General features: G+C 42.2%; 21 protein-coding genes, 1 other RNA gene, 1 pseudogene and 1 other annotated feature. Of the genes and pseudogenes, 20 read left to right on the top strand and 3 right to left on the bottom strand.

Features of this window, described 5'->3' with window-relative positions; genetic code table 11:
- Positions 1-15 precede the first annotated feature (15 nt).
- Both tgt and yajC read left to right on the top strand, forming a co-directional pair.
- Entirely contained in the window at positions 16-1,158 is a 1,143-nt protein-coding gene (gene tgt / locus JOC74_RS06995) for a tRNA guanosine(34) transglycosylase Tgt (protein ID WP_376773341.1), read from the top strand.
- A 63-nt stretch (positions 1,159-1,221) separates the two neighbouring features.
- Complete coding sequence (gene yajC, locus JOC74_RS06990) at positions 1,222-1,476, top strand: preprotein translocase subunit YajC (protein WP_264080186.1); 255 nt, start codon at positions 1,222-1,224, stop codon at positions 1,474-1,476.
- Between the two features lie 106 nt (positions 1,477-1,582).
- On the opposite strand, the gene JOC74_RS06985 is transcribed toward yajC, so the two are convergent.
- Complete coding sequence (locus JOC74_RS06985) at positions 1,583-1,969, bottom strand: TIGR04086 family membrane protein (RefSeq protein WP_053603598.1); 387 nt, start codon at positions 1,967-1,969, stop codon at positions 1,583-1,585.
- A gap of 171 nt (positions 1,970-2,140) precedes the next feature.
- Between JOC74_RS06985 and JOC74_RS06980 the strand changes: the two genes are divergently transcribed.
- Complete coding sequence (locus tag JOC74_RS06980) at positions 2,141-2,791, top strand: DUF421 domain-containing protein (RefSeq protein ID WP_053603597.1); 651 nt, start codon at positions 2,141-2,143, stop codon at positions 2,789-2,791.
- A gap of 52 nt (positions 2,792-2,843) precedes the next feature.
- Here JOC74_RS06980 and spoVB read toward each other — a convergent pair whose 3' ends face one another.
- Complete coding sequence (gene spoVB, locus JOC74_RS06975) at positions 2,844-4,397, bottom strand: stage V sporulation protein B (RefSeq protein ID WP_053603596.1); 1,554 nt, start codon at positions 4,395-4,397, stop codon at positions 2,844-2,846.
- A gap of 113 nt (positions 4,398-4,510) precedes the next feature.
- Between spoVB and comN the strand changes: the two genes are divergently transcribed.
- The 8 genes from comN (at position 4,511) to dtd (ending at position 14,062) form a co-directional block, all read left to right on the top strand.
- The gene (gene comN, locus JOC74_RS06970; RefSeq protein ID WP_053606054.1) at positions 4,511-4,807 is read left to right on the top strand and encodes a post-transcriptional regulator ComN; all 297 of its coding nucleotides are present in this window, start codon (positions 4,511-4,513) and stop codon (positions 4,805-4,807) included.
- A gap of 41 nt (positions 4,808-4,848) precedes the next feature.
- Positions 4,849-7,083 (top strand): protein translocase subunit SecDF, encoded by a 2,235-nt coding sequence (gene secDF / locus JOC74_RS06965; protein ID WP_053603595.1) that lies wholly within the window; start codon positions 4,849-4,851, stop codon positions 7,081-7,083.
- A gap of 273 nt (positions 7,084-7,356) precedes the next feature.
- Entirely contained in the window at positions 7,357-7,845 is a 489-nt protein-coding gene (locus JOC74_RS06960; protein WP_053603594.1) for a cation:proton antiporter regulatory subunit, read from the top strand.
- A gap of 112 nt (positions 7,846-7,957) precedes the next feature.
- Positions 7,958-8,281, top strand: coding sequence for a LapA family protein (locus JOC74_RS06955; protein ID WP_053603593.1), 324 nt, complete (start codon positions 7,958-7,960; stop codon positions 8,279-8,281).
- Positions 8,282-8,364: 83 nt separating this feature from the next.
- On the top strand, positions 8,365-10,704 hold the full coding sequence (recJ, locus tag JOC74_RS06950) for a single-stranded-DNA-specific exonuclease RecJ (protein WP_053603592.1): 2,340 nt from the start codon (positions 8,365-8,367) through the stop codon (positions 10,702-10,704).
- A 23-nt stretch (positions 10,705-10,727) separates the two neighbouring features.
- Positions 10,728-11,240: an adenine phosphoribosyltransferase gene (locus JOC74_RS06945; RefSeq protein WP_053603591.1), complete on the top strand. Its 513-nt coding sequence runs from the start codon at positions 10,728-10,730 to the stop codon at positions 11,238-11,240.
- A gap of 146 nt (positions 11,241-11,386) precedes the next feature.
- Positions 11,387-13,588, top strand: coding sequence for a RelA/SpoT family protein (locus JOC74_RS06940; RefSeq protein ID WP_053603590.1), 2,202 nt, complete (start codon positions 11,387-11,389; stop codon positions 13,586-13,588).
- Positions 13,589-13,603: 15 nt separating this feature from the next.
- Entirely contained in the window at positions 13,604-14,062 is a 459-nt protein-coding gene (gene dtd, locus JOC74_RS06935) for a D-aminoacyl-tRNA deacylase (RefSeq protein ID WP_053603589.1), read from the top strand.
- Between the two features lie 11 nt (positions 14,063-14,073).
- Here dtd and JOC74_RS06930 read toward each other — a convergent pair whose 3' ends face one another.
- The gene (locus JOC74_RS06930) at positions 14,074-15,651 is read right to left on the bottom strand and encodes an N-acetylmuramoyl-L-alanine amidase family protein (RefSeq protein WP_053603588.1); all 1,578 of its coding nucleotides are present in this window, start codon (positions 15,649-15,651) and stop codon (positions 14,074-14,076) included.
- A 127-nt stretch (positions 15,652-15,778) separates the two neighbouring features.
- On the opposite strand from JOC74_RS06930, the gene JOC74_RS06925 reads away from it, so the two are divergent.
- The 9 genes and pseudogenes from JOC74_RS06925 to dgoD all read left to right on the top strand — a co-directional run bounded on the left by JOC74_RS06925 (position 15,779) and on the right by dgoD (position 24,724).
- Positions 15,779-15,949, top strand: a complete 171-nt coding sequence (locus tag JOC74_RS06925; RefSeq protein ID WP_098945222.1) for a YrzK family protein — start codon at positions 15,779-15,781, stop codon at positions 15,947-15,949.
- Between the two features lie 51 nt (positions 15,950-16,000).
- Positions 16,001-16,236: a binding site (T-box leader), on the top strand.
- Positions 16,237-16,294: 58 nt separating this feature from the next.
- Positions 16,295-17,572 carry a histidine--tRNA ligase gene (gene hisS / locus JOC74_RS06920; protein ID WP_053603587.1) on the top strand — a complete coding sequence of 426 codons (1,278 nt, stop codon included), beginning with the start codon at positions 16,295-16,297 and terminating at the stop codon, positions 17,570-17,572.
- A gap of 16 nt (positions 17,573-17,588) precedes the next feature.
- Positions 17,589-19,370, top strand: coding sequence for an aspartate--tRNA ligase (aspS, locus tag JOC74_RS06915; protein WP_053603586.1), 1,782 nt, complete (start codon positions 17,589-17,591; stop codon positions 19,368-19,370).
- 70 nt (positions 19,371-19,440) lie between these two features.
- A non-coding RNA gene (ssrS, locus tag JOC74_RS06910) (6S RNA) lies at positions 19,441-19,634 on the top strand.
- A gap of 42 nt (positions 19,635-19,676) precedes the next feature.
- Complete coding sequence (locus JOC74_RS06905) at positions 19,677-20,441, top strand: tRNA threonylcarbamoyladenosine dehydratase (RefSeq protein WP_053603585.1); 765 nt, start codon at positions 19,677-19,679, stop codon at positions 20,439-20,441.
- 768 nt (positions 20,442-21,209) lie between these two features.
- Positions 21,210-21,965, top strand: coding sequence for an IclR family transcriptional regulator (locus tag JOC74_RS06900; protein WP_225970350.1), 756 nt, complete (start codon positions 21,210-21,212; stop codon positions 21,963-21,965).
- Between the two features lies 1 nt (position 21,966).
- A pseudogene (locus JOC74_RS06895) lies at positions 21,967-22,916 on the top strand (sugar kinase).
- A gap of 20 nt (positions 22,917-22,936) precedes the next feature.
- Positions 22,937-23,560, top strand: a complete 624-nt coding sequence (locus JOC74_RS06890; RefSeq protein WP_053603582.1) for a bifunctional 4-hydroxy-2-oxoglutarate aldolase/2-dehydro-3-deoxy-phosphogluconate aldolase — start codon at positions 22,937-22,939, stop codon at positions 23,558-23,560.
- A gap of 15 nt (positions 23,561-23,575) precedes the next feature.
- Entirely contained in the window at positions 23,576-24,724 is a 1,149-nt protein-coding gene (gene dgoD, locus JOC74_RS06885) for a galactonate dehydratase (RefSeq protein WP_053603581.1), read from the top strand.
- Positions 24,725-24,912: the final 188 nt, after the last annotated feature.

Raw genomic sequence — 24,912 nt, 5'->3', positions numbered from 1 at the left:
AGGAGGCACGCCAAATTGACGCTGCCCATACGTTATGAATTGATAAAAACATGCAAACAAACCGGTGCCAGGCTCGGAAAGGTCCATACTCCCCATGGATCATTTGATACGCCTGCATTTATGCCGGTTGGAACGCTTGCCACTGTAAAAACCATGGCTCCTGAAGATTTGAAAGAAATGGGAGCAGGCATCATTTTAAGCAACACGTACCATTTATGGTTACGTCCAGGCCATGACATCGTAAAAGAAGCAGGCGGCCTTCACAAGTTTATGAACTGGGACAGGGCGATTCTTACGGATTCAGGCGGATTTCAGGTTTTTTCTCTGAGCGAATTCCGGAAAATCGAAGAAGAAGGTGTCCATTTTAGAAATCATTTAAACGGAGACAAGCTCTTTTTATCACCTGAGAAAGCAATGGACATTCAAAATGCGCTTGGTTCCGATATAATGATGGCATTTGATGAATGCCCTCCGTATCCTGCTGAGCACAAATATATGAAAAGATCGGTAGAACGAACGAGCCGTTGGGCAGAAAGGTGCCTCGCTGCTCATCAAAGGCCTGATGAGCAAGGATTATTTGGGATTGTTCAAGGCGGAGAGTATGAAGATCTCAGAAAGCAAAGTGCTAGTGATTTAATTTCTTTAGACTTTCCTGGATATGCCATAGGCGGGCTCTCTGTTGGCGAACCGAAGGATGTCATGAACAGGGTGCTTGATTTTACTGTTCCGCTTCTTCCAGATCATAAGCCGCGCTACCTCATGGGAGTAGGATCTCCTGATTCCCTGATTGACGGTGCGATCCGCGGCGTAGACATGTTTGATTGTGTACTGCCGACACGGATTGCCAGAAATGGAACCTTAATGACGAGCAAAGGGCGTTTGGTCGTGAAAAACGCCAAGTATGAACGGGATTTTCGCCCGATTGACGAAGAATGCGGCTGCTATACTTGCAGAAATTATTCTAGAGCATATGTCCGCCATTTGCTTCGCTGCAACGAAACGTTTGGAATACGATTAACTTCTTATCATAATCTGCATTTTCTGTTAGAATTAATGGGGCAGGTTCGAGAAGCCATACGCCAAGATCGCTTACAGGATTTCCGAGGAGAATTTTTCGAAAGCTACGGCTTTAATCTTCCGAATGCCAAAAGCTTCTAACAATAGAGGTAGAAGATGAGCGAAAATAGAGATTAGAAAGGGGTGAAATTCGTGGACGGAAATATCTTAACAACAATACTACCGATAGTCCTTATGTTTGCTGTTCTTTATTTTCTTTTAATTCGTCCTCAGCAAAAACAGCAGAAGGCTGTACGACAAATGCAGGAGGAATTGAAAAAAGGAGATAAAGTAGTAACTATTGGAGGTTTGCACGGCGTCGTTGATTCACTTGATGAGAGCAAGGTTGTCATTAAAGTGAATGAAAATACACGCCTTACATTTGACCGACGCGCTATCAAGGAAGCTCCTGCTGAATAACCGCGGGAGTTTCGGATACATAGCTATAGCTAAAAAGGAGAGCATGCGTGCTCTCCTTTTTTAATGCGAATAAGCTGCCCTGCAAGTAATAGCTTGGTTACTATAATTATTTGGATCGGCTGCCAAATAAATTGACTCCGAAAATCCCTCCGAGCATACAAGTCAAAAGAAATCCGGCATGGTAATAGCCTTGCTCTAACGAAATTCCTTTTCCAAACCCTAAATATTGAAAAAGCAAAAGAATTAACGTATAGGAAATAGCAGTGATTGCCCCTATGAGCCATCCTCGTTCCTTTGCTTTCCCTGCTGAAACAATGCCCCCGATAAATATAGTAATAAAAGAAAGAGCGGTGACGATCCAATTCATGGACGGCTCTCTCAAAGACGTAAAGGTTAGCAACAAAGATAGAATGAGGCTTGAAATCAACATGAGCGCAAAAATGGTGATGAGGCCGTAAACAATCCCTCTTCCCACCTGCTTAGTTTCTGTCATTTTTTTCACTCCTTAACCCGTACTTGTCAGGCGTTGATATAAATGTTGTCCTTCTTTCCATATGTATTCTTTGTCCACCTTAAATAGAAGAAGTTTTCATGGACTTCACATAAAAATTCAAGAAAATGAGTAATCTAAGGGGACGAGCATGACGGGGAGGACTAGACAAGTATGCATGAGATTTTGTTGGTAGCCTTTCGGACGGTATTGCTATATATTGTCATATTGATTGTTTTTCGTTTGATGGGCAAAAGAGAAATAGGTGAATTAAGCATATTAGATTTAGTCGTATTTATAATGATCGCAGAAATTGCTGTATTAGGAATTGAGGATCTAAAAGCTAATATACTACAAACCATTGTACCTATTGTCCTTTTAATGGCAATACAGATTTCACTTGCTTATTTATCTCTGAAAAGCCAAAAGCTACGGCAAGTATTGGATGGCAAGCCAACGATCATCATTGATCGAGGTGAAATCGACGAGCATGCGATGAGAAAGCAGCGGTATAATTTTGATGATTTAATGATTCAATTAAGGGAAAATGAAGTCGAAAAGGTATCAGACGTTTCCTATGCCATATTGGAACCGTCAGGAAAGCTAACGGTTTTAAAAAAAGGGAAAGACGGAGAAAACAATATAATAGAAGTGCCTCTAGTGATCGATGGCATTATTCAAACGAATCACTTACAGCAAATTGGCAAAGATGAAGGGTGGTTGAGAGATAAATTAATGGAAAAAGGGTATACAACTCCTTCGCAGATTTCTTTTTGCAGCTATCAAGGCGGGGAGTTATACATTGACGAAAAAGATGGAAGATAGGTTATATGAAAGGCAATGGAATCAGAACCCCACTGCTTTAGCTGTGGGAGTATCAGGATACCCATCTTCCAATCATAGGGATGCGTTTTAGCTCTTCTTTTTTTACGAGTTGAAACAGCAGCAAGAAAACAAAGTAAATGAACGTTGTCAGGATGATCCAAAGCAATAAGTTTTCTGTGGGAGACGAAAACGGGTGCAATCGTTCCATCATCAACTTGGCTGACACTCCCGTAAGAGCAATCGTGAAAAAACATAGTACATATTCTTTCACATTTATGCTGATTGGAAGTACTTTAAATACGGTTGCAATATGCAAAAATGTAACAAGAGTCATGCCGATTACAATGGCAAGTGCGGCGCCCATAATTCCCAGTGACGGCCGGGCAGCGAGGACAAATATGAGTCCGGTTTTGACGAAAGCTCCTATAAGGCTGTTGATCATTGCGGCTCCTGCCAGGTTGAGAGCTTGCAAGACAGCCTGAAGAGGACCTTGAAAATAGTATAGGAGAAAAAAAGGTGCCATTACTTTGACATATATGGCGGCGCGATCCGATCCGTACATAATTGTAAGCAAGGGTTCAGCAAAGCAAAACAGAATAATAACGGACAATCCCCCGCTTAATAAGCATAGCCGGAATGCTTGGCTCAGACGGTAATCAACCACTTGAAGTTTTTTTTGTGCCATACCTTCACTGATTGCCGGAACTAAAGCTGTTGAAAGAGAATACGTAATAAAGCTAGGAAGCGCGAGCAGGGGCAAAGCATAACCCGCAAGCTCACCGTACTGTGCGGTGGCGCTTGCAGTGGCAACTCCTGCGAGGGCGAGGCTTTGTGCTACGACAATCGGCTCAAAAAACCACGATAAGTTCCCGATAAATCTGCTCCCTGTTGTCGGAACAGCGATAGACATCAACGGCTTTAAAGAACCTCTTGCTTCTATTACTGTTTTGAAAAATTTTTTTCGTACCCGGATTGTTTGATTCCACTTAAAAGCAATCAGCAAATAGCCAAGTGATACGAACTCTCCTAAAACAGCCGATATCATCGCTCCTGCGGCGGCGTATTCAATGCCATACGGGAGAAACGCTGCCGTACAAACCGCAACGAGCGATATTCTCACGATTTGTTCAAGGACTTGGGAGATGGCAAGTGGGCTCATATTCTGTTTCCCTTGAAAATAGCCTCTGAGAACAGCGGAAATCGCAATAATCGGGACAACAGGGGTGACAGCGAGCAGTGGATAAAGTGTCCTTCGGTCTGTGAATAAGGTTTCAGCCATAAGGGGGGCAAAAAACAAAAGCAAAGGTGTGAATATAAGACTTAATATTCCAGTCACACTTAGTGAAATTACCAATATATTTCGTGTTTTTTTATGATCGCCTTTTGCTTCTGATTCAGCTACCATTTTGCTAATGGCGACAGGAAGTCCGAATTGCGTAATGGTGGCTGCCAAAAATAACGTCGGGGCAGCCATCATAAACAACCCAACACCCTCCTCACCAATAAACCTGGCCATTACGAGCCGATTTAAAAATCCGAGAACTCTCGTAATCAAACCAGCTGCAATCAGTATAATTGTCCCTTTTAAAAATGTTTGCCTTACCATTAATTTCATCCCCCTGCCTTCTCAAACGACAATTAATCATATACAATAGGATATGCGCTATTAGTGTCCAAGCATGACAAGTCTCTTTTAGAAAAGGAAGGAGAGTGGAAGCGATAGATAAGCATCCGGCTGAACTCTATAAAGATCATCTCAGGCCTTTTCTGTACAGCAAGCTTGAAGAATTTAAAATTCTGGGCTACGATGATGTAGAACTGGGAAGTCTATGGTCATACTTAATTGAGAAAAAGTGGAGAAAAATGCAGGAACCACAAATTCATGCTCTCGCCGACTCCATTTTGTCAGTAAAAATCGGCGAATATATGAACTATGCGACAGTAGAATCTTTTAAAACGTCAAATTGGTTTGAGAGTGAAGAAGGTTCACAAGTATTAGAGGATCTTTTAAAGTAGGCGTATAGTTCCCTTAAAAGGCACTAAGGAGGAAATACATAATGAAAAAAGGGCGCTTACTTGCGTTTTTTCTGGCAGTACTAGTAATTGGAAGCTGTGTTGGATACTTCACCAAGCCTGCTTCAGATAACATTACACTGGGATTAGATTTACAAGGCGGATTTGAAGTGCTGTATGATGTACAGCCGGCGAATGAAGGATCAAAAATTAACCATGAGGCTTTAGTCAGTACAGTTGAAGCGCTAAACAGGCGGGCAAATGCATTAGGTGTCAGTGAGCCAAATATTCAAATTGAAGGAAACAACCGAATCCGTGTTCAGCTGGCGGGTGTTGATAATCAAAACAGGGCGCGTGAAATTTTATCCACCCAGGCGCAGCTTTCTTTTCGAGATACGAAGAACAAATCGCTGTTAGACGGATCAGATCTTGTTGAAAACGGGGCAAAGCAGACATTTCAGCCGAACACAAACGAACCGATTGTAAGTATTAAGCTGAAAGATGCTTCTAAATTTGCTGAAGTTACAAAAAATGTCCTTGATATGAAGCCGAATAATCAACTCGTCATTTGGCTGGATTACAAAGAAGGCGACTCATTTGAAGAGGAAGCAAAAAAAGCAGAGCCTAAATTTATTTCTTCCCCTAATGTCAATCAAGTTCTTAATACGACAGACGTGACAATTGAAGGAAACTTTACGATTCAAGAAGCGAAGGACCTTGCAAATGTATTAAATGCCGGGGCGCTTCCTGTGAAATTAAACGAAGTATATTCAACCTCGGTTGGAGCTCAATTTGGCGAACAGGCCCTTAATGAAACAGTATTTGCAGGGATCGTCGGGATTGCCGCTATTTTTATCTTTATGCTGTTCTATTATCGGCTGCCAGGCATTATTGCGATCATAACGTTAATTACTTATATTTATATCACTTTACAGGTTTTCGATTGGATGAATGCTGTTTTGACCTTGCCGGGAATTGCGGCACTTATTCTCGGAGTCGGGATGGCAGTCGATGCCAATATCATCACCTATGAACGGATAAAAGAAGAGCTGAAGCTTGGTAAATCGGTGCGTTCGGCATTCAGATCGGGGAACAGGCGATCATTTGCAACGATTTTTGATGCGAATATCACCACAATTATTGCCGGAATGGTTCTGTTTATATTTGGTACAAGCTCTGTCAAAGGCTTTGCGACCATGCTGATCTTATCCATTCTGACAAGCTTTATCACAGCTGTATTTCTGTCCAGGTTTCTCTTATCTTTATTAGTAGAAAGCAGATGGCTTGATCGCAAGAAGGGCTGGTTTGGCGTAAGGAAAAAAGACATCTTGGATATACGCCAGACAAATGAACAGACAGAACCGAAAACTCCGTTTGAAAAATGGGACTTCATCAGCAAGCGAAAGTGGTTTTTCACCTTGTCGGTCCTTTTGTTTGCCGCAGGAATCGTCATTCTCTCAGTATTCCGATTGAATTTGGGAATCGATTTTTCCAGCGGAGCGAGAATAGAAGTCCAGGGAAAACAACCATTAACTGTTGAACAGCTGGAGGAAGATTTTACGAACGTAGATATGGATCCGGAATCGATCGTGTTGTCCGGAGATCGGAAAGAGACAGGTGTCGCCCGTTTTGTCGGCGTTCCGGATCAACAAAAAATAGCTGAGATTAAAGATTATTTCAGCGATAAATACGGGGTCGATCCGAGTATTAGCACAGTTTCTCCTACTGTCGGGAACGAGCTGGCGAGAAACGCATTGTATGCGGTCGGCATTGCTGCATTGGGAATTATCTTGTACGTCTCATTTCGATTTGAATATAAAATGGGAATAGCGACTATTGTCGCGATGCTTCACGATGTATTTATCATGATTGCACTGTTTAGCTTCACCCGGCTGGAAGTAGATATCAACTTTATCGCAGCAATATTGACTGTGGTCGGATATTCGATAAATGATACGATCGTTACTTTTGACCGTATCCGGGAGCATATGAGAAAGCGGAAGCCGAAAACATTTGATGAATTAGCGTATATTGTTAATCTTAGTATTCAACAAACATTTACACGGTCAATTAATACCGTGTTGACAGTCATTATTGTTGTAATTGCGATGATTATTTTCGGTTCCGCATCAATCTTGAATTTCTCACTTGCGTTACTGATCGGGCTCTTAACCGGGGTATATTCTTCCCTGTATATTGCTGCACAGCTATGGCTCGTTTGGAAAGGTAAAGAATTGAAAAATGTAAATAGTAAAGAGCCGAAAGCAGAAGAAGTGTAAAAGAATGTATGAAAGACTGCCTCAAGATATTCGGGCAGTCTTTCTATAAACTCTTAATGAAAGCGCAAACATACGTATATTTTGACAACTAGGTGTACATAAAGTGTATCAAAAGAGAGTGAGTGACGTATGATTTTACTAGGATAAAAAATTTCACGGTTATAATTGAACTGGAATAGTTCATTTGCTATAATGTCTACGTTTGATCACTGTAATATAACTGTAAGAAAGTATGTAACTATAGATCCTTGTTGGGTCAGGAGGTATTTAGCAATGAAAGTCAGAGAATCTGAACTTCCGGGAATTGGCCAAAAAATTGAAATAGAAACAAGAAGCGATGATAAAATTGCTATCGTAATTCATGATGATGGCAGAAGAGAAATCTATCATTTCAATGATGAAGATCGCGAAGAATGCACGTCTACTGTAACGTTTAATGATACCGAAGCTAGACAAATATCGGCGATTCTTGGCGGTCTTGTATATAAGCCTAAAGCACTGGAACAAGTCGAAGTTGCGATTGATGAGCTGATTATTGAATGGTTTAAAGTAGAGAAGCAGTCGGATGCTGTTCATAAAACAATCGGAGATCTAGATGTCAGACAGAACTATGGAGTGACAATTATCGCTATCGTCAAAAAAGACCAGAAAAAAATTCTGAGTCCAGGTCCTGAAACAGTCATTAACGAAGGAGATACTCTTGTCATCTCCGGAGAACGAAAAGAATTGAAAAAGCTGATTCGTGAAAAACTGACCAATTAATAATCGAACCCCCTTCTGGCTCTATAGAAGGGGTTTCTTTTTTCAAAAAAGTTTAAAATGGAGTTGTATGAGGGAATATAGCCGGTATACAGGTTCAAAGGAGGGTATACATATGAACAGACAATGGGCAATTATTTTAGCTTTGATTTTCACTTTACTAGTTGCTATTTTTGCAGTCATAAATGTGGAGCCAGTTCAGGTGGATTATCTGTTTGGAACATCGGAATGGCCGCTGATACTTGTGATTTTGGTATCGGTGCTAATGGGTGCTGTCATTATGGCTGCAGTAGGAATTATACAAATTGCCAAACTAAAGAAGGAAATAAAAGTACTTTCTGCGAAATTGAAACAAACACAAACCTCAAGTGTCCTAACAGAGGATGAGGAAAACAAGAAAAGCGAAAGAAGCAATAGGATCACACATCCATCGAGATAAGCTGTTCTCTTTAATGAGAGACAAAATAAAATTGAAACCTCTTAGGCGAGTCTAGTATAATAGTTTGTCTGAGGGGTGAATTTATGTTAGCGGCAAAAAATCGTTGGGAGGCAAAAAAACCTGACGAACAAATCGTTCAATCACTTATAGCTCAATTGGATGTTTCATCACTGGTTGCGGCTCTGCTTGTCAATCGAGGTATAGAGACAGAAGATGAAGCAAGGGCATTCCTATATGAAACGAACTCTTATCATGATCCTTTCCTATTAAAAGGGATGGATACATCCGTTGAACGAATAAAAAAGGCAATTGACCAGAAAGAGAAAATATGTGTTTATGGAGATTATGACGCAGACGGCGTAACAAGCACGACTGTCATTTTACATACATTAAAAGAGCTTGGTGCGGAAGCGGACTTCTATATACCAGATCGATTTAAAGAAGGCTATGGACCGAATGAAGAAGCATTTCGGGCGATCCATGCTCTTGGCTGTAATCTTATCATTACTGTTGATACAGGGATCGCGGGAGTTCATGAAGCAGAAGTAGCTAAAGAGCTGGGAATGGATTTGATAATTACTGATCATCACGAGCCCGGACCTGAGCTTCCAAATGCCTTTTCGATTATTCATCCGAATCAGCCCGGCTGTACCTATCCGTTTAAGGATCTCGCCGGGGTAGGAGTGGCCTTCAAATTGGCACACGCCTTACTAGGCAGAGTTCCCGAACATTTGACAGAGCTTGCGGCTATTGGGACGATCGCCGATCTCGTACCATTGCATGGGGAGAACCGACAGCTTGCCAAACAGGGCTTGTCACATATCAAACATTCATCAACTCCGGGGATTCGAGCGCTAATCCGTGTAGCGGGTACGGAACAATCGGAAGTTGATGAAGAAACGATCGGCTTTCAGATTGCCCCGAGACTAAATGCGGTGGGCAGAATGGAACAAGCTGATCCTGCAGTACATTTGCTTCTGAGTGATAATCAGGAAGAAGCAGTTGAGCTTGCAACTCAAATTAACCAGTTAAACAAGGAAAGGCAAAAGCTGGTAGCGCAGATGACGGATGAAGCCGTTTCCATGGTTGAGCAGCATTGGCGTGATGATCATGTGATCGTTGTCGCTTCTGAAAACTGGAATCCTGGTATTGCCGGTATTGTAGCGTCGAAACTGACCGAACGTTACTACAGGCCTTCAATCGTACTGGCGATTGATGAGGAAAAAGGAACAGCAAAAGGCTCTGCCAGAAGCATTCGTGCCTTTCACTTATTTAACAACCTATCCCAATGCCGTGATATTCTTCCTCATTTCGGAGGCCATCCGATGGCAGCCGGGATGACACTCGATCAAAATGACATTTCGGAATTGCGAGACCGTTTAAATACTCAGGCAAAAGATCAGCTGAATGAGGAAGACTTTATTCCTGTCCAAGAGGTTGACCTGATTTGCAGAATTGAAGAATTAAGCATTTCCAATATTGAGGATATTGGGAAGCTGGCTCCATTCGGAATGAAAAACCCAAAACCTTTGGTTGTAGTTGAAGATGCTAATGTGGATCAGCTGCGAAAAATCGGGTCGAATAAAAATCACTTGAAAATGGCCATTAAAGAACACGGAATTTCCCTGGATTGTATCGGTTTTTTTATGGGCGGGCTTGAAGAAAACATCGTGATTGGTTCCAAGATTTCCGTTATGGGGGAAATTTCTATAAATGAATGGAATAACAGCAAAAAACCCCAGCTCATGCTTAAGGATGCAGCAGTAAAGGAATGGCAGTTATTTGATCTTAGAGGAAAAAAGTCGTGGTCTGAGCTTCTGAAAACGATAGAGAAGGAAAAGAGAAGGATCATTTGCTTCAATGAAGAGACGCAGATGAAATTTAAAGGAACTGAGCTTGAAGAAGATACTATTCTGATCAGAGAAAAAGAGGATGCTTCTTTATTGGGGGGACAAGCATTTCATATTGCCCTCATCGATATGCCGCCTTCCTTGGAATTATTCGAATCAGTAATTGCCACGATGAAAATTGAAAGGCTGTATGCTATTTTTCATCAATCAAACGATCTTTTCTTTACTACCTTTCCTACTAGGGAGCATTTCAAATATTATTACGCATTATTATTGAAACGATCGACATTTGATTTGACCAAACACGGACCGGAGCTGGCCAAGCATAAAGGCTGGACTTCTGAATCAGTAGAATTTATGTCACAGGTGTTTTTTGACTTAGGATTTGTTACAATTAAGAACGGACTTATTACAATTGTTAATGGTGTGAAAAAAAGAGATTTAACTGATTCTGCCACTTATCAAACGAGAAAAAATGAAATAGAATTGGATCAGCTCTTGAATTATTCAACGACTGAGGAATTAAAGAGCTGGATGGATGAGCGGATGAAGGTATCGTCTGCAGCCCATTAACCGTTCTCTAGGAGGATATGAACGTGGATTTAAAGAAATATGTTACAATTGTAGAGGATTACCCGAAAGAAGGAATACGATTTAAAGATATAACGACACTGATGGACAAAGGCGATGTCTACCGCTATGCTACAGATCAAATCGTTGAATATGCAAAAGAAAAGCAAATTGATCTTGTCGTCGGTCCTGAGGCAAGAGGTTTTATTATCGGCTGTCCCGTTGCCTACGCTTTAGGTGTGGGGTTTGCCCCCGTCCGAAAAGAGGGCAAGCTTCCCCGTGAAGTGATAAAGGTTGACTACGGTTTGGAGTACGGAAAGGATGTCCTTACCATTCATAAAGACGCGATTAAACCGGGGCAAAGAGTCTTAATTACTGACGATCTATTAGCAACAGGCGGCACGATTGAAGCGACAGTGAAGCTAGTTGAACAATTGGGCGGAATCGTTGCCGGTATCGCATTTCTTATTGAACTAACCTATCTTAACGGAAGAGATAAACTGGAAAATCAAGAAATTCTTACGTTAATGAAGTATTAAATTTGTAAAAACGCACTCTGAAAAAGAGTGCTTTTTTATAACTTAAGATAGAAAATAGGTGGATCTGACTAGTCTGCTCTTTACAGATGAACATTTTTTCATGATAATAGGTACAATAAAGTTTTCATTACAAAAAAGGTGATTGCATGGCGAACGAACAAGTATTAACTGCAGAACAAGTGATCGAAAAGGCTGAAAGCTACCTTTCCGATGAGCATATAGCTTTTGTAAAAAAAGCATACTTATTTGCGGAGGAATCCCATAAGGAGCAATATCGGAAATCGGGAGAACCGTATATCATTCATCCGATCCAAGTGGCCGGCATACTCATTGACCTGGAAATGGATCCTTCAACCATTGCGGGCGGCTTTTTGCACGATGTAGTGGAGGATACGAATGTAACACTTGAAGATATTAAAGAAGCATTTAATGAAGAGGTTGCCATGCTGGTTGACGGTGTTACTAAGCTTGGTAAGATTAAATATAAATCACAAGAAGAGCAGCAAGCCGAAAATCATAGAAAAATGTTTATCGCTATGGCACAGGATATCCGTGTGATTTTAATTAAACTTGCAGACAGACTTCATAACATGAGAACGTTAAAGCACCTACCTCAAGAAAAGCAAAGACGGATATCGAATGAAACATTAGAAATATTTGCACCGCTTGCCCACAGGCTTGGAATCAACAAAATTAAATGGGAGCTTGAGGATACGGCTCTGCGCTATTTGAATCCGCAGCAATATTACCGAATCGTAAATCTCATGAAGAAAAAGCGGGCAGAACGTGTACAGTATGTCGATGCAGTCGTCGATGAAGTGAAAAGCCGGGTGCAGGAAGTGAATATTAAAGCCGATTTTTCCGGAAGGCCGAAGCACATTTACAGCATTTATCGAAAAATGGTCCTGCAAAACAAGCAATTTAATGAAATATATGATTTGCTTGCAGTACGCATTCTGGTCAACAGCATTAAGGACTGCTATGCCGTGCTTGGCATTATTCATACATGCTGGAAGCCTATGCCTGGAAGATTTAAAGACTATATTGCAATGCCTAAGCCGAATATGTACCAATCTCTCCATACAACGGTTATCGGCCCTAAAGGAGATCCGTTAGAGGTACAGATTCGGACTTTTGAAATGCATGAAATTGCTGAATATGGGATCGCCGCTCACTGGGCATACAAAGAAGGCAAAGAAGTTACAGAGCAGGCGTCATTTGATAAAAAAATGTCATGGTTCCGGGAAATATTGGAATTCCAAAACGATTCTACGGATGCGGAAGAATTTATGGAATCGTTAAAAATCGACTTGTTCTCAGATATGGTTTTTGTTTTCACACCAAAAGGGGACGTTATAGAATTACCTTCGGGCTCTGTGCCGATTGATTTTTCTTATCGAATTCACTCGGAAATCGGCAATAAGACGATCGGAGCGAAAGTGAACGGGAAAATGGTAACACTTGACCATAAGCTGCGAACGGGAGATATTGTCGAAATTCTCACATCGAAGCATTCGTATGGTCCAAGCCAGGATTGGATTAAGCTAGCCCAAACATCTCAGGCGAAAAATAAAATCCGGCAATTTTTCAAGAAGCAGCGACGTGAAGAAAATGTTGAAAAAGGCCGGGAGCTCGTAGAGAAAGAAATAAAAAACCTTGAGTTTGACGTAAAAGAAGTCATGACGCCGGAAAATTTGAAAAAAGTAGCTGACAAGTTCAATTTTTCAAATGATGAAGATATGTATGCGGCGGTCGGATATAATGGCATCACCGCTCTTCAAGTAGCAAACCGTTTGACTGAAAAAGAGAGAAAGCAGAGAGACCAGGAAGAACAGGAGAAAATCGTTCAGGAAGTATCCACAGCTCCAAAGCCGCTGCAAGGCAGAAAGCGGGATTCTGGAGTCCGGGTGAAAGGGATCGACAACCTTCTTGTCCGGCTGTCTAAATGCTGCAATCCGGTGCCGGGAGACAGTATCGTTGGTTTTATTACAAAAGGGCGCGGAGTTTCTGTCCACCGTGACGATTGCCCCAATGTACTCACTTCAGACGCGCAGGAGCGTTTGATACCAGTGGAATGGGAGCACGAAGCAGAAAGGGTGCAAAGAAAAGAATACAATGTTGAAATTGAGATTTTAGGTTATGACCGCCGCGGGTTGTTAAATGAAGTTCTGCAAGCCGTTAACGAAGCGAAAACAAACATTTCTTCTGTTTCGGGAAAATCGGACCGAAACAAAGTGGCGACCATAAATATGTCAATTTTTATTCAAAACATCAATCATTTGCATAAAGTTGTCGAACGTATCAAACAAATTCGCGACATTTATTCCGTACGCCGGGTGATGAACTAGGAAGGTTGGTAAAAAATGAAGCTTGTAGTTCAAAGAGTTACTGAGGCGAGAGTCCAGGTCAATGGTGAAACAGTTGGCGAAATTGGCAAGGGACTGATGGTACTCGTCGGAATTACTCATGAGGATTCAGCAAAAGATGTGGAATATTTAGCAGAAAAGCTGGTCCACCTGCGAATATTTGAAGATGATTCCGAGAGAATGAATCTGTCATTGGCAGATATAGGCGGTGCCGTTTTATCCGTATCACAGTTTACACTCTATGGAGATACGAGAAAAGGGCGAAGACCGAACTTTATGGATGCTGCCAAGCCGGACACCGCGAAAAAAATCTATGATTTGTGGCTTGAGACAGTGAAAGGCAAAGGAATAGTCGTAAAAGATGGAAAGTTTGGAGAAATGATGGATGTCAGCCTCGTAAATTCTGGTCCAGTGACATTCATTATCGATTCAAAGGATGAAAAAAAGCTGCGCTAGGCAGCTTTTTTTTATTCAAAATAATCTTCCAACCCGTTCGCAATGCCATCGGTCACCTTTTCCTGGTAGCTCCTGCTGGAAATGACCACTTCTTCCTGAGGATTGCTTAAATACCCAAGCTCCAGAAGAATAGAAGGCTGTTGATTTTCTCTTATCACATAAAAATCACCAAATAAGACTCCGCGATTATCAAGTGAAGACCGATTCGCAATTTCTGCCTGAACATCTGATGCCAATTGCTTGTCCTTGGTTTCACTGTAATAGTAAGCAGTTGATCCGTGGATGGATCTATCCTCGTGGGCGTCATAGTGAACGCTGACGAAGGCATCCGCATTTCGATAATGTGATACGGATACCCGAGATTGAAGGCTCACAAAGGAATCGCTATGTCTAGTTAAATAGACATTCGCTCCGTATGATTGCAGTTTTCGATACAAAAGCTGTGTTGTATTCCACGTCAGCTTCTTTTCTAGAGAGCCTGTATAGCCGATTGTCCCGCTGTCACGTCCGCCATGTCCGGGATCTAGAACAATCGTTTTATTTTTTATCGAGCCTGTGCCATTCGATTGTTTCGGAGCTTGCGGCAAGTCTGCTTCTTCGGCAGGATCATTGGAAACTTGAACGACCCAGCTGGCAAGATATCCTTTATCACCGTTTTCCAGTGTAACCTCATACCAATCATTTGAGCTGGACGTTATCGAAAAAGATTCACCTTTCGCGGCTCTTTGGATGATACTTGAAGAGGTGGAAGGAGTGGTTCTGATATTTGTCCCGTCATAGACTATGATTGCGTATTCCCCGCTTGTATTATTCGAAGTACCGTTGTCTGGATTCTCAGAAGAGCTGCTGTTTTTAGCAGGTTGTCTTCCTGATTGATCTTTCACGATATAATGGCTCGCGACCCAGCCGCTCATGCCGTTGAAATTGATTTCATACCACCCGTATTTTTCGTCGGTGATTGAAACGTTCGTGTTCCGGTTTAGCGTGGCAACAACCTCGGAATTGGCCTCAGGGTTTTTTCTGACATTTAACGATGAAACACCTACCGAGCCGGAAGCTGCCGATTGATCAGCCTGTTTCTTAAGCTTTTGCGGCTGAGCTTCTTTAGAAGGTGCTTCCGTTACAAATTGTGTTGACACCCATCCTGTTACATTTTCATAAGAAATTTTTACCCAGTCTCCGTTTCTTTCAAGTGCCTTCGCTTTCTGGCCATTAGGAAATGCTCCCAAAATCTCATGGGAGGTGCTTGGACCTGATCGAATTCTCAAGTTGGTGGCGTTTGACGTTACTTCATTATTATTGACCGATTGCTCCGCTTGATTTTTATCAACCAGCCAGGAAGCAACCCAGCCCTTGACGGTGGGGGAAAATTGAATTTCCACCCAGTCATCCTTCTCGCTTACAATCGGATAGGTTTGATCCCTCGTTGCAGTACCGACAATAGGGTAACTAAGCCCCGGGCCGCCTCTGACGTTCATCTCATCTGTGAGAATCCTCGCCTGACCCTCGGCTGATGCAGCCATATCGACTGGAATGACCGCAGTAATTAAAAGAAAAATAATACTGATTGCTGTTAATTTTTTTTGCATAATGCCTCCTTAAAAAAAACCTGTAACAAGATTTCTTTCTTTATATCGTAAATTCCTTTCTAATTTTGAAATAAAAAAGAATTAATTTGTTTATACTAGATCCAAATAGGTCATTAAGGGTGTTTTTATGAGATATAATGGCAAAATGGGAAGAGCAATCCACCATAAGGAAGGAAGCATGCAGTTTAGAGATCAAGGAGAAAATGAATTCTCGGTTCACCTTGAATTTGAACACGCCGAATACGGGATGTCAGCCAAGGAAGCACAAGTCTATAAAAAGAAGCAAAACAGGGGTTGACAGCAAGCGTTCAGCCCTTTATATTATAGGAACTAGATAGCATTTATTTATAATGAACTGATGATAGAGACAAGTAGATAAGAAGGCATGAAAAGAGAGGATTTGCCATTTGGCTGTAAGCAAATCCGCATGACCCTTATACGAACGACACTCTTTAGGTTTCTCTCTGAACGCTAAGTAAAAGTCATTAGGAGATGAACGTGAACCTGCGTTAACGGACTAGAGCGGAAGCAAATGAATTTTGCTTCAACTAGGGTGGCACCACGGGTATAACTCTCGTCCCTACTAAATGAACTTAGTAGAGGCGGGAGTTTTTTATTTACGTTAAAAATTGGAGGATTGAAAATGGCTTATAAGATTCCGCGGGGAACGCAGGATATTCTGCCCGGCGATTCAGAAAAATGGCAGTGGATTGAAACAATTGCGAAAGAAACGTGCAAGGCCTATCAATATCGGGAAATTCGCACACCGATGTTTGAGCACACCGATCTGTTCACAAGAGGCGTAGGAGAATCTACTGATATAGTCCAAAAGGAAATGTACACGTTTGATGACAGAAAAGGTAGAAGTTTGACTTTACGGCCGGAGGGAACGGCTTCTGTTGCGAGAGCATTTGTGGAAAACAAGCTGTACGCAAATCCCGTTCAGCCGACAAAGCTTTATTACATTGGACCGATGTTCCGATATGAACGTCCGCAAACTGGAAGATACCGCCAATTTTATCAATTTGGCATCGAAGCGATCGGAATTAATGACCCGGCGATTGATGCGGAAGTGATTTCACTTGCATTAAGCATTTATAAAAAAGCCGGATTGAAAAACATTAAGCTTGTTATCAACAGTCTTGGCGATAAAGACAGCAGAGCGGCGCATAAGGAAGCATTGATTCGCCATTTTGAGCCGCGAATTGATGAATTTTGCGGAGATTGCCAAAAACGACTGCATACAAATCCGCTTCGGATCCTTGACTGCAAACAGGACAGGGATCATGAGCTAATGGGAACAGCTCCTTCGATCCAGGATTACCTGAACGAAGAATCGAAAGAGTATTTTAACAAGCTGCTCACGTATTTATCCGATTTGGATATTCCTTATACGGTTGATCCGAATCTGGTAAGAGGATTGGACTATTATAATCATACGGCTTTCGAAATTATGAGCGACGCGGAAGGCTTTGGCGCGATTACGACTTTAGCCGGCGGCGGCAGATATAACGGATTGGTGGAAGAAGTCGGCGGCCCGGAAGCACCGGGGATCGGTTTTGCGATGAGCATTGAAAGGCTGCTAGCTGCACTTGATGCAGAACAAATAGAGCCTCCGGTTACAAATGAAACCGATTGTTTTATCGCTGCACTAGGCGATAAGGCCAGAGATGCAGCTGTTCGTTTACTTGCACAGCTTCGGGCAGAAGGAATTTCAAGTGAGATAGACTATGAAAATAAAAAACTAAAGGGCCAATTCAAAGCAGCGGAACGGCGCAGTGCCAAATTTATCGCGATCTTAGGCGAAAATGAGCTGAATGAACAAAAAATCAATGTCAAGGATACGGAAACCGGAGAGCAGCTGGAAATCAAGCTGGATGAATTCGTACGGTTTATGAAAGCTAACATTACAGGGGCATAAAAAGGAGAGAGTTACGTTGTTTGGAAGAACATATTACTGCGGAGAAATCACTGAAAAATCAATTGGCGAAAATATCATACTAAAAGGCTGGGTACAAAAGAGACGCGATTTAGGCGGATTAATCTTCATCGATCTAAGAGACCGTTCCGGCATTGTGCAAGTCGTGTTCAACCCGGATTTTTCTGAAGAAGCATTGAGAATTGCCGAAGGTGTAAGAAGCGAATTTGTTCTGGATATTTCAGGGACTGTAGTCGAAAGAGATAGCGGAACTGTCAACCCGAATATAAAAACAGGGAAAATTGAAATTCATGCGGAACGGATTGAAATCTTAAGCAGCAGCAAAACTCCTCCTTTTATGATTTCTGACCAAACTGACGAAGTGGCTGAGGATGTCCGCTTGAAACATAGGTATTTGGATCTTAGAAGGCCGGCAATGTTTGATACTTTTAAAATGAGGCATAATGTAACAAAATCGATCCGGAATTTTCTAGACGATCATGGTTTCTTGGATGTGGAGACGCCGATTCTGACAAAAAGCACGCCGGAAGGAGCCAGAGATTACTTGGTGCCAAGCCGTGTACATGAGGGCCAATTCTATGCACTCCCTCAATCGCCTCAGCTGTTTAAGCAGCTATTGATGGTATCCGGCTTTGATCGTTATTACCAGATTGCCCGATGCTTCCGTGATGAAGATTTGCGCGCTGACCGCCAGCCGGAATTTACCCAGATCGATATCGAAATGTCGTTCATGAGCCAAGAAGAGATTATGGCTCTGTCGGAACAAATGATGGCGAAAATCATGCGTGAAACGAAAGGTATTGAGCTGAACCTTCCGCTGCCAAGAATGTCTTATGATGAGGCGATGAATTCGTATGGCTCGGATAAACCGGATGTTCGCTTTGACATGCTGCTTACTGATGTGTCCAGCCTCGTTCGCGACTCAGATTTTAAAGTATTTTCTGGTGCAGTTCAAAGCGGGGGAGTCGTCAAGGCGATCAACGTAAAGGCTGCCGCTGACAAATATTCGAGAAAGGATATTGATGCGCTCGGTAATTATGTCGGCAACTTTGGAGCAAAAGGCCTTGCGTGGCTTAAGGTAGAAGAGGGTGAATTAAAAGGCCCGATTGCAAAATTCTTCAATTCTGAGGCTCAAAGCTCTTTGACTAGTACACTTCATGCAGAAGCCGGGGATCTTTTCTTGTTTGTTGCTGATAAAAAAGAAGTAGCAAATGATGCATTAGGTGCTTTACGACTAAAGCTTGGAAAAGAGCTGCAGCTGATTGATGAAAGTAAATATAATTTCCTTTGGGTCGTTGATTGGCCGCTGTTGGAGTATGATGAAGAAGAAGGGCGTTATTACGCAGCACACCATCCATTTACCATGCCGGCAAGAGAGGACTTGGACCTGATTGAAACAAACCCTGCAGCTATGAAGGCTCAGGCATATGACCTCGTATTGAACGGATACGAACTCGGAGGCGGATCAGTCCGTATTTTTGAAAAGGAGATCCAGGAAAAAATGTTTACTTTGCTTGGCTTTTCAAAGGAAGAAGCAGAAGAGCAATTTGGATTTCTTCTTCAAGCGTTTGAATATGGCACTCCTCCTCATGGCGGTATTGCACTTGGTTTGGATAGGCTCGTTATGCTGCTTGCTGGAAGGTCGAATTTGCGAGACACAATTGCTTTTCCAAAAACAGCAAGTGCAAGTGACCTGCTGACGGAAGCGCCGGGTGAGGTTAGCAAAGATCAGCTTGATGAGTTGAATTTACAATTGAAAGAAAAAGCGCTGAAAAAATAACCGTTCATGCGGGGCATATTGGCTGCTTGATATGAACCCAATCGTGTGGTATTCTTTTTTTCAAAGAAAATAGGTCCTGATGTGTTTGTTGTATACCTAGTTTTGACCGAACATTTATTTATTCGGGAGTCTGCGTTTTCAAATGGAGTACATGCCTCTTTTTCTATCGGTCAAAGAGGACTTATAACATTTGAGATAAGACACCCACCTGCTGTGAGCGGGATCAAAACGAAGGAAATTGACAACGGCACAATCGGGACTTTTTTTATGCTGTAAATAAGTACATTTGAATATGGAGTGAGAGATGTGCTGCATCAATTTTCAAGAAATGAATTAGCCATTGGTAAAGAAGGTTTACATATATTAAAAAACAGCAGAGTCGCTGTTCTCGGCATAGGCGGAGTCGGTTCGTTTGCCGCTGAAGCTTTGGCTAGATCGGGAGTCGGCCACATCGTTTTGGTCGATAAGGATGATATTGATATTACGAATGTTAATCGCCAGCTTCCCGCTCTATTGTCTACGGTCGGAAAACCGAAAGCAGATGTCATGAAAGCCCGGATTGCCGATATCAATCCGGATTGTGAAGTGACCTCTTTAAAAATGTTCTATACCGAAGAAACCTATGAGACTTTTTTTGAACATGGACTCGATTTTGTTATCGATGCATCTGATACGATCCATTATAAGATTCATCTGATGAAGGAGTGCCTAAGACGAAACATAAAAATCATTTCAAGTATGGGCGCAGCGAATAAAACAGATCCTACTAGATTCCGGATCGATGACATATCAAAGACTCATACAGATCCGATTGCGAAAGTCATTCGGACAAGGCTCAGAAAAGAAGGAATTCACAAAGGGGTGCCTGTTGTTTTTTCCGATGAGAGCCCGATTGTAATTCGTGAAGACGTTCGCCAAGAGGTCGGGAAAGACGATGCAAAAATCAGAAAGGCAAAAATGCCGCCATCCTCAAACGCTTTTGTTCCATCAGTCGTAGGTTTGATCATGGGCGGGCATGTTGTCATGGACTTAATTAAGGATATTCCGATTGAGCGAGTGAAAGATAGATAGTAACTGAACGCAGTGTGCAAAGAGCTGGCTTTGCACACTGTTTTTTTGTTGTTAGGAAACTCAGGAAGTGAATTCTTCACGCTGTTACTCATTTAATCGTATTCAAATAGAAATGATCAGAAGTTGTTTAAATCTCGTTAACGACTATGTTTTGGGTGATTTTGGAATCGGAAGTATCTTACGTGTTCAGAAGGATAAAAAGGAGATAAAGAACCAGGAAAAAGTCCTTCATAGGGGTTTTGAAGGACAAAAAGAAGGAAAAGAGCCAGATAAAAGTTCTTCGAAAGGGTTCTGAAGGACAAAAAGGAGTAGTAGAACCAAGGAAAAGTCCTTCACAGGGGAGCTGAAGGACGAAAAGAGGGAATAGATCCAGAGAAAAGTCCTTCACAGGGGAGCTGAAGGACGAAAAGAGGGAATAGATCCAGAGAAAAGTCCTTCACAGGGGTTTTGAAGGACAAAAAGGAGAAGAAAAACCAGAGTAAAAGTCTTTCAAAGGGGAGCTGAAGGACGAAAAGAGGGAATAGATCCAGAGAAAAGTCCTTCACATCGTTTCTGAAGTCCGGAAGCGTCAAAGCACTACACAGGTACTTTGAGGCATCTTAGATCCTTTACATTGACGGTTTTCTCTTTACATTAATCAGCTTTTATCATTTTTTGTTTGCGCTTTTATTTCCTTATTGACGATACGGCATAACGTGCTAGAATAAAATTAATGAAAATTCTAAATAGAATTTCAAATCACATATATGATTTGAAAGGAGGAGCCATGTGGTAAAGTCAGCCGTACGTGTTTTAAAAGTGTTTGAGCTCCTGGCAATGAAGCGGAATGGTCTTACTGTCAAAGACATAAGCGACGAATTGGGACTACCGCAAAGTAGCACGTTTCATTTAATTTCGACATTGTTTAACGAAGGGTATTTATTACAGGACCATGCAAAAAGGTATAAGCTCGGGCCAAAACTTATTCAAATTGGAAACAATGCCATGGAATCGCTTGATATCGCTTCAATTGGAAAGCCGGTACTATCTAAGCTGATGGAGGATGTCCAAGAAACGGTCTTTATGGCGGTTTTATCAGAAGAGCGATTAGTGTATGTACTGAAAATCGACAGTAACCGATCCATAAAAACAACTGCTCAGCCGGGATACCAAAAACCGCTGCACTGTACCGGTCTTGGCAAAACGTTTCTAGCCTTTCTGCCTGTCGAAAAGAGAGAGAAGCTGATAAGTACAATCGCTCTTCAGCCGGTGACTCCTCGTACGATTACCGATCGGTCGAAGCTTGAAGAATGTCTTGAGCTCTATAAAACCCTGGGCTACTCGATTGATGATGAGGAAAATGAAGAGGGGTTATTCTGTGTAGCCGCACCTATTTATGGCGGAGGCAATATAGTCGAGGCTGCCATTAGTGTGGCCGGTCCGAAAGAAAGAATGAGTAAAAGAAAGGAAGAGATTGCCCGAAAACTAACAGAAGCTGCTGCGAAACTTTCGATTCAAATGGGTTACAAAAAGGGGGTGATCTAAAATGGATGTCATTAGTATAGGAGAAACAATGGTTTTATTTACTCCTCAAGAAGACGGGCTATTGAGGTACAATCGGAATTTTTCCGCCAAAATTGCCGGCGCGGAAACGAACACACTTATAGGCCTTACCCGCTTAGGGATAAAAACTGGATGGATAAGCAAGGTTGGCAGTGATGAATTCGGAAGGTTGATTCTCTCTCAGATTCGAGGCGAAGGTATCGATACAAGCCAGGTGATCTCTGATAATAAGCACCCTACCGGAATTTTCTTTAAAGAAAAAACAAATGAGTCCAATATGAAAATCATGTATTATCGCAAGGGTTCAGCAGCAAGCACGATTACAAAGCATGATATTGATAGCGGTTACATTTCTCGAAGCTCATACCTGTATGTCACCGGGATCACTCCGGCTCTAAGCGAAAGCTCACTTGAAGCTGTCTTTTACGCGATGCAGCTTGCAAAGAAACATCACAAAAAATTGTTTTTGACCCAAATGTCCGTAAGAAGCTTTGGTCTGAAGAAAAAGCAAAAGCTACGTTGCTGGAGATGGCTAAATTAGCCGACATTATACTGCCGGGAACGAGCGAAGGTGAATTTTTATTCGGGACAAAGGACGAAAAGGAAATCGTAAAAAAAGTATTAGATATGGGCAGTGAATTAGCTGTCGTCAAAATGGGTGCCTCCGGAGCTTACTATGAAAGTCATAATCAGCACGGTTATGTAAGCGGGTACAAAGTAGATCGGGTCGTTGATCCTGTTGGAGCAGGAGATGGCTTTGCTGCAGGTGTTATTTCGGGTCTTATTGAAAATGCCGGTATTGAAAAAGCGGTTCAAAGAGGCTGTGCAATCGGGGCGATCGTTACGATGGTTAACGGAGATATAGAAGGACTTCCCGATAAAGAAATTCTTCGGCATTTTGTCCATAAGAGCTCTGAGGATGTAGACCGATAGTTTATTAAAGGAGAGGTTGGATGTCTGCATTAGATTTTATAAAAGATAACAAAGTGATTGCGATTGTTAGGGGAGCAGAAGCATCTGATGTCCTTCAAATTGCAGATGCTTTATACGAAGGCGGTATTCGATTGCTTGAAATTACTTTGAATTCGCCGAATGCATTCGAAGTGATTAAAAACGTGAAAACAAAGTATGGAAACGAAATGCTGATAGGAGCGGGAACTGTACTGGATCCCGAATCTGCACAAGCAGCTTTAGCAGCAGGAGCTGAATTCATTTTATCCCCGACTGTCAATGTCGATACGATCAAGCTTACGAAACGGCATGGCGCCGTAAGTATTCCAGGCGCGTTCAGCCCTAGTGAAATATTAACTGCTTTTGAACATGGAGGAGACATCATTAAAGTGTTTCCTGCTTCTTCGGGGCCCGGATATATTAAGGATATTTTAGGACCGCTCAAACAAATTCCACTCTTGCCGACCGGAGGAGTCAACCTGGAAAATATAGCGGAATTTATGAGAGCGGGTTCAATCGGCGTCGGACTTGGAAGCGCTTTAGTCGATACGAAGAAAGCAGTTAGTGATATCTATTTAAGGCAGTTAACAGCGAAATCGAGAGAATTTCTAGAAGCGATCAATTAAAGGGAGAGTAACCACGTGAAAATCACAAACTATGAACTTTTTCAAATTCCGCCAAGGTGGCTGTTTTTAAAAATAGATACAGACGAAGGAATCACCGGCTGGGGCGAGCCAGTCGTGGAAGGGCGAGCGGCGACGGTCAAGACTGCGGTTGAAGAATTAATGGAGTATCTGATCGATAAAGATCCATTATCGATTGAAGATCATTGGAATGTGATGTACAGAAGCGGTTTTTATCGCGGCGGCCCGATCTTAATGAGCGCAATTTCCGGTATCGATCAAGCGCTTTGGGACATTAAAGGAAAGTATTACGGGCAGCCGGTTCACCAGCTTTTAGGGGGGAAAGCGAGGGAATCAATAAAAGTTTATTCCTGGATTGGCGGTGACCGTCCATATGATGTTGGAAATAACGCAAAGGAAGTCGTTGAAAGAGGATTCAAAGCCGTAAAAATGAATGGGACAGAAGAACTGCAATATGTCGATTCTCATGAAAAAGTCGAGCAGGTCATCGAACGTGTGGCAGCCGTTCGCGAGGCTGTCTGTCCATATGTAGGCATTGGAATCGATTTTCACGGCAGAGTGCATAAGCCGATGGCGAAAATATTGGCAAAGGAAATTGAATCGTTTCGGCCGATGTTTATTGAAGAGCCGGTTCTTCCGGAAAATAATGAAGCGTTAAGAGAAATCGCAAGTCTTGTCAGCACACCGATCGCGACAGGTGAACGCATGTATTCAAAATGGGATTTTAAACGGCTTCTCGTCGATGGCTATGTGGATATTATACAGCCCGACTTGTCTCACGCAGGCGGAATAACCGAATGCAAAAAGATTTTATCAATGGCAGAAGCCTTTGATGTAGCTGCGGCACCGCACTGTCCACTGGGCCCGATTGCTCTCGCAGCATGCTTACAGGTGGACGCGACCTGCCACAACGCCTTTATCCAGGAGCAGAGTCTCGACATCCATTACAACCAAGGATCCGATCTGCTTGATTATATAATGGAGAAAAATGTGTTCACCTATAAAGACGGCTATGTAAAAATTCCGAACGGCCCTGGTCTCGGCATTGAGATCAATGAGAGCCACGTCAGAAAAATGGCTGACATCAGCCACAATTGGCATAATCCAGTGTGGCGACACAAAGACGGCAGCGTTGCGGAATGGTAAGTTGAGATGAATGTTGTTCTCAACCAATCCAATCAAACATTACTAAAAGCTGACACAAACCATTTAAAATAGACCTATCCCTTTTAAGGGGAGGTCTATTTTTTTGTCTGGCAAGACGTGCACTCTCTGAATACAGAAGCAAAAATATTATTGACCATGTGATGCACCCCAAGGTTTACTATTTATAG

Source organism: Bacillus capparidis (assembly GCF_017832095.1).
In the GTDB taxonomy this organism is placed as follows: Bacteria; Bacillota; Bacilli; order Bacillales; family Bacillaceae; genus Bacillus; species Bacillus gobiensis.
The sequence above is the reverse complement of the archived record's forward strand: the minus strand, read 5'-3'. Positions and strand labels throughout refer to the sequence as shown.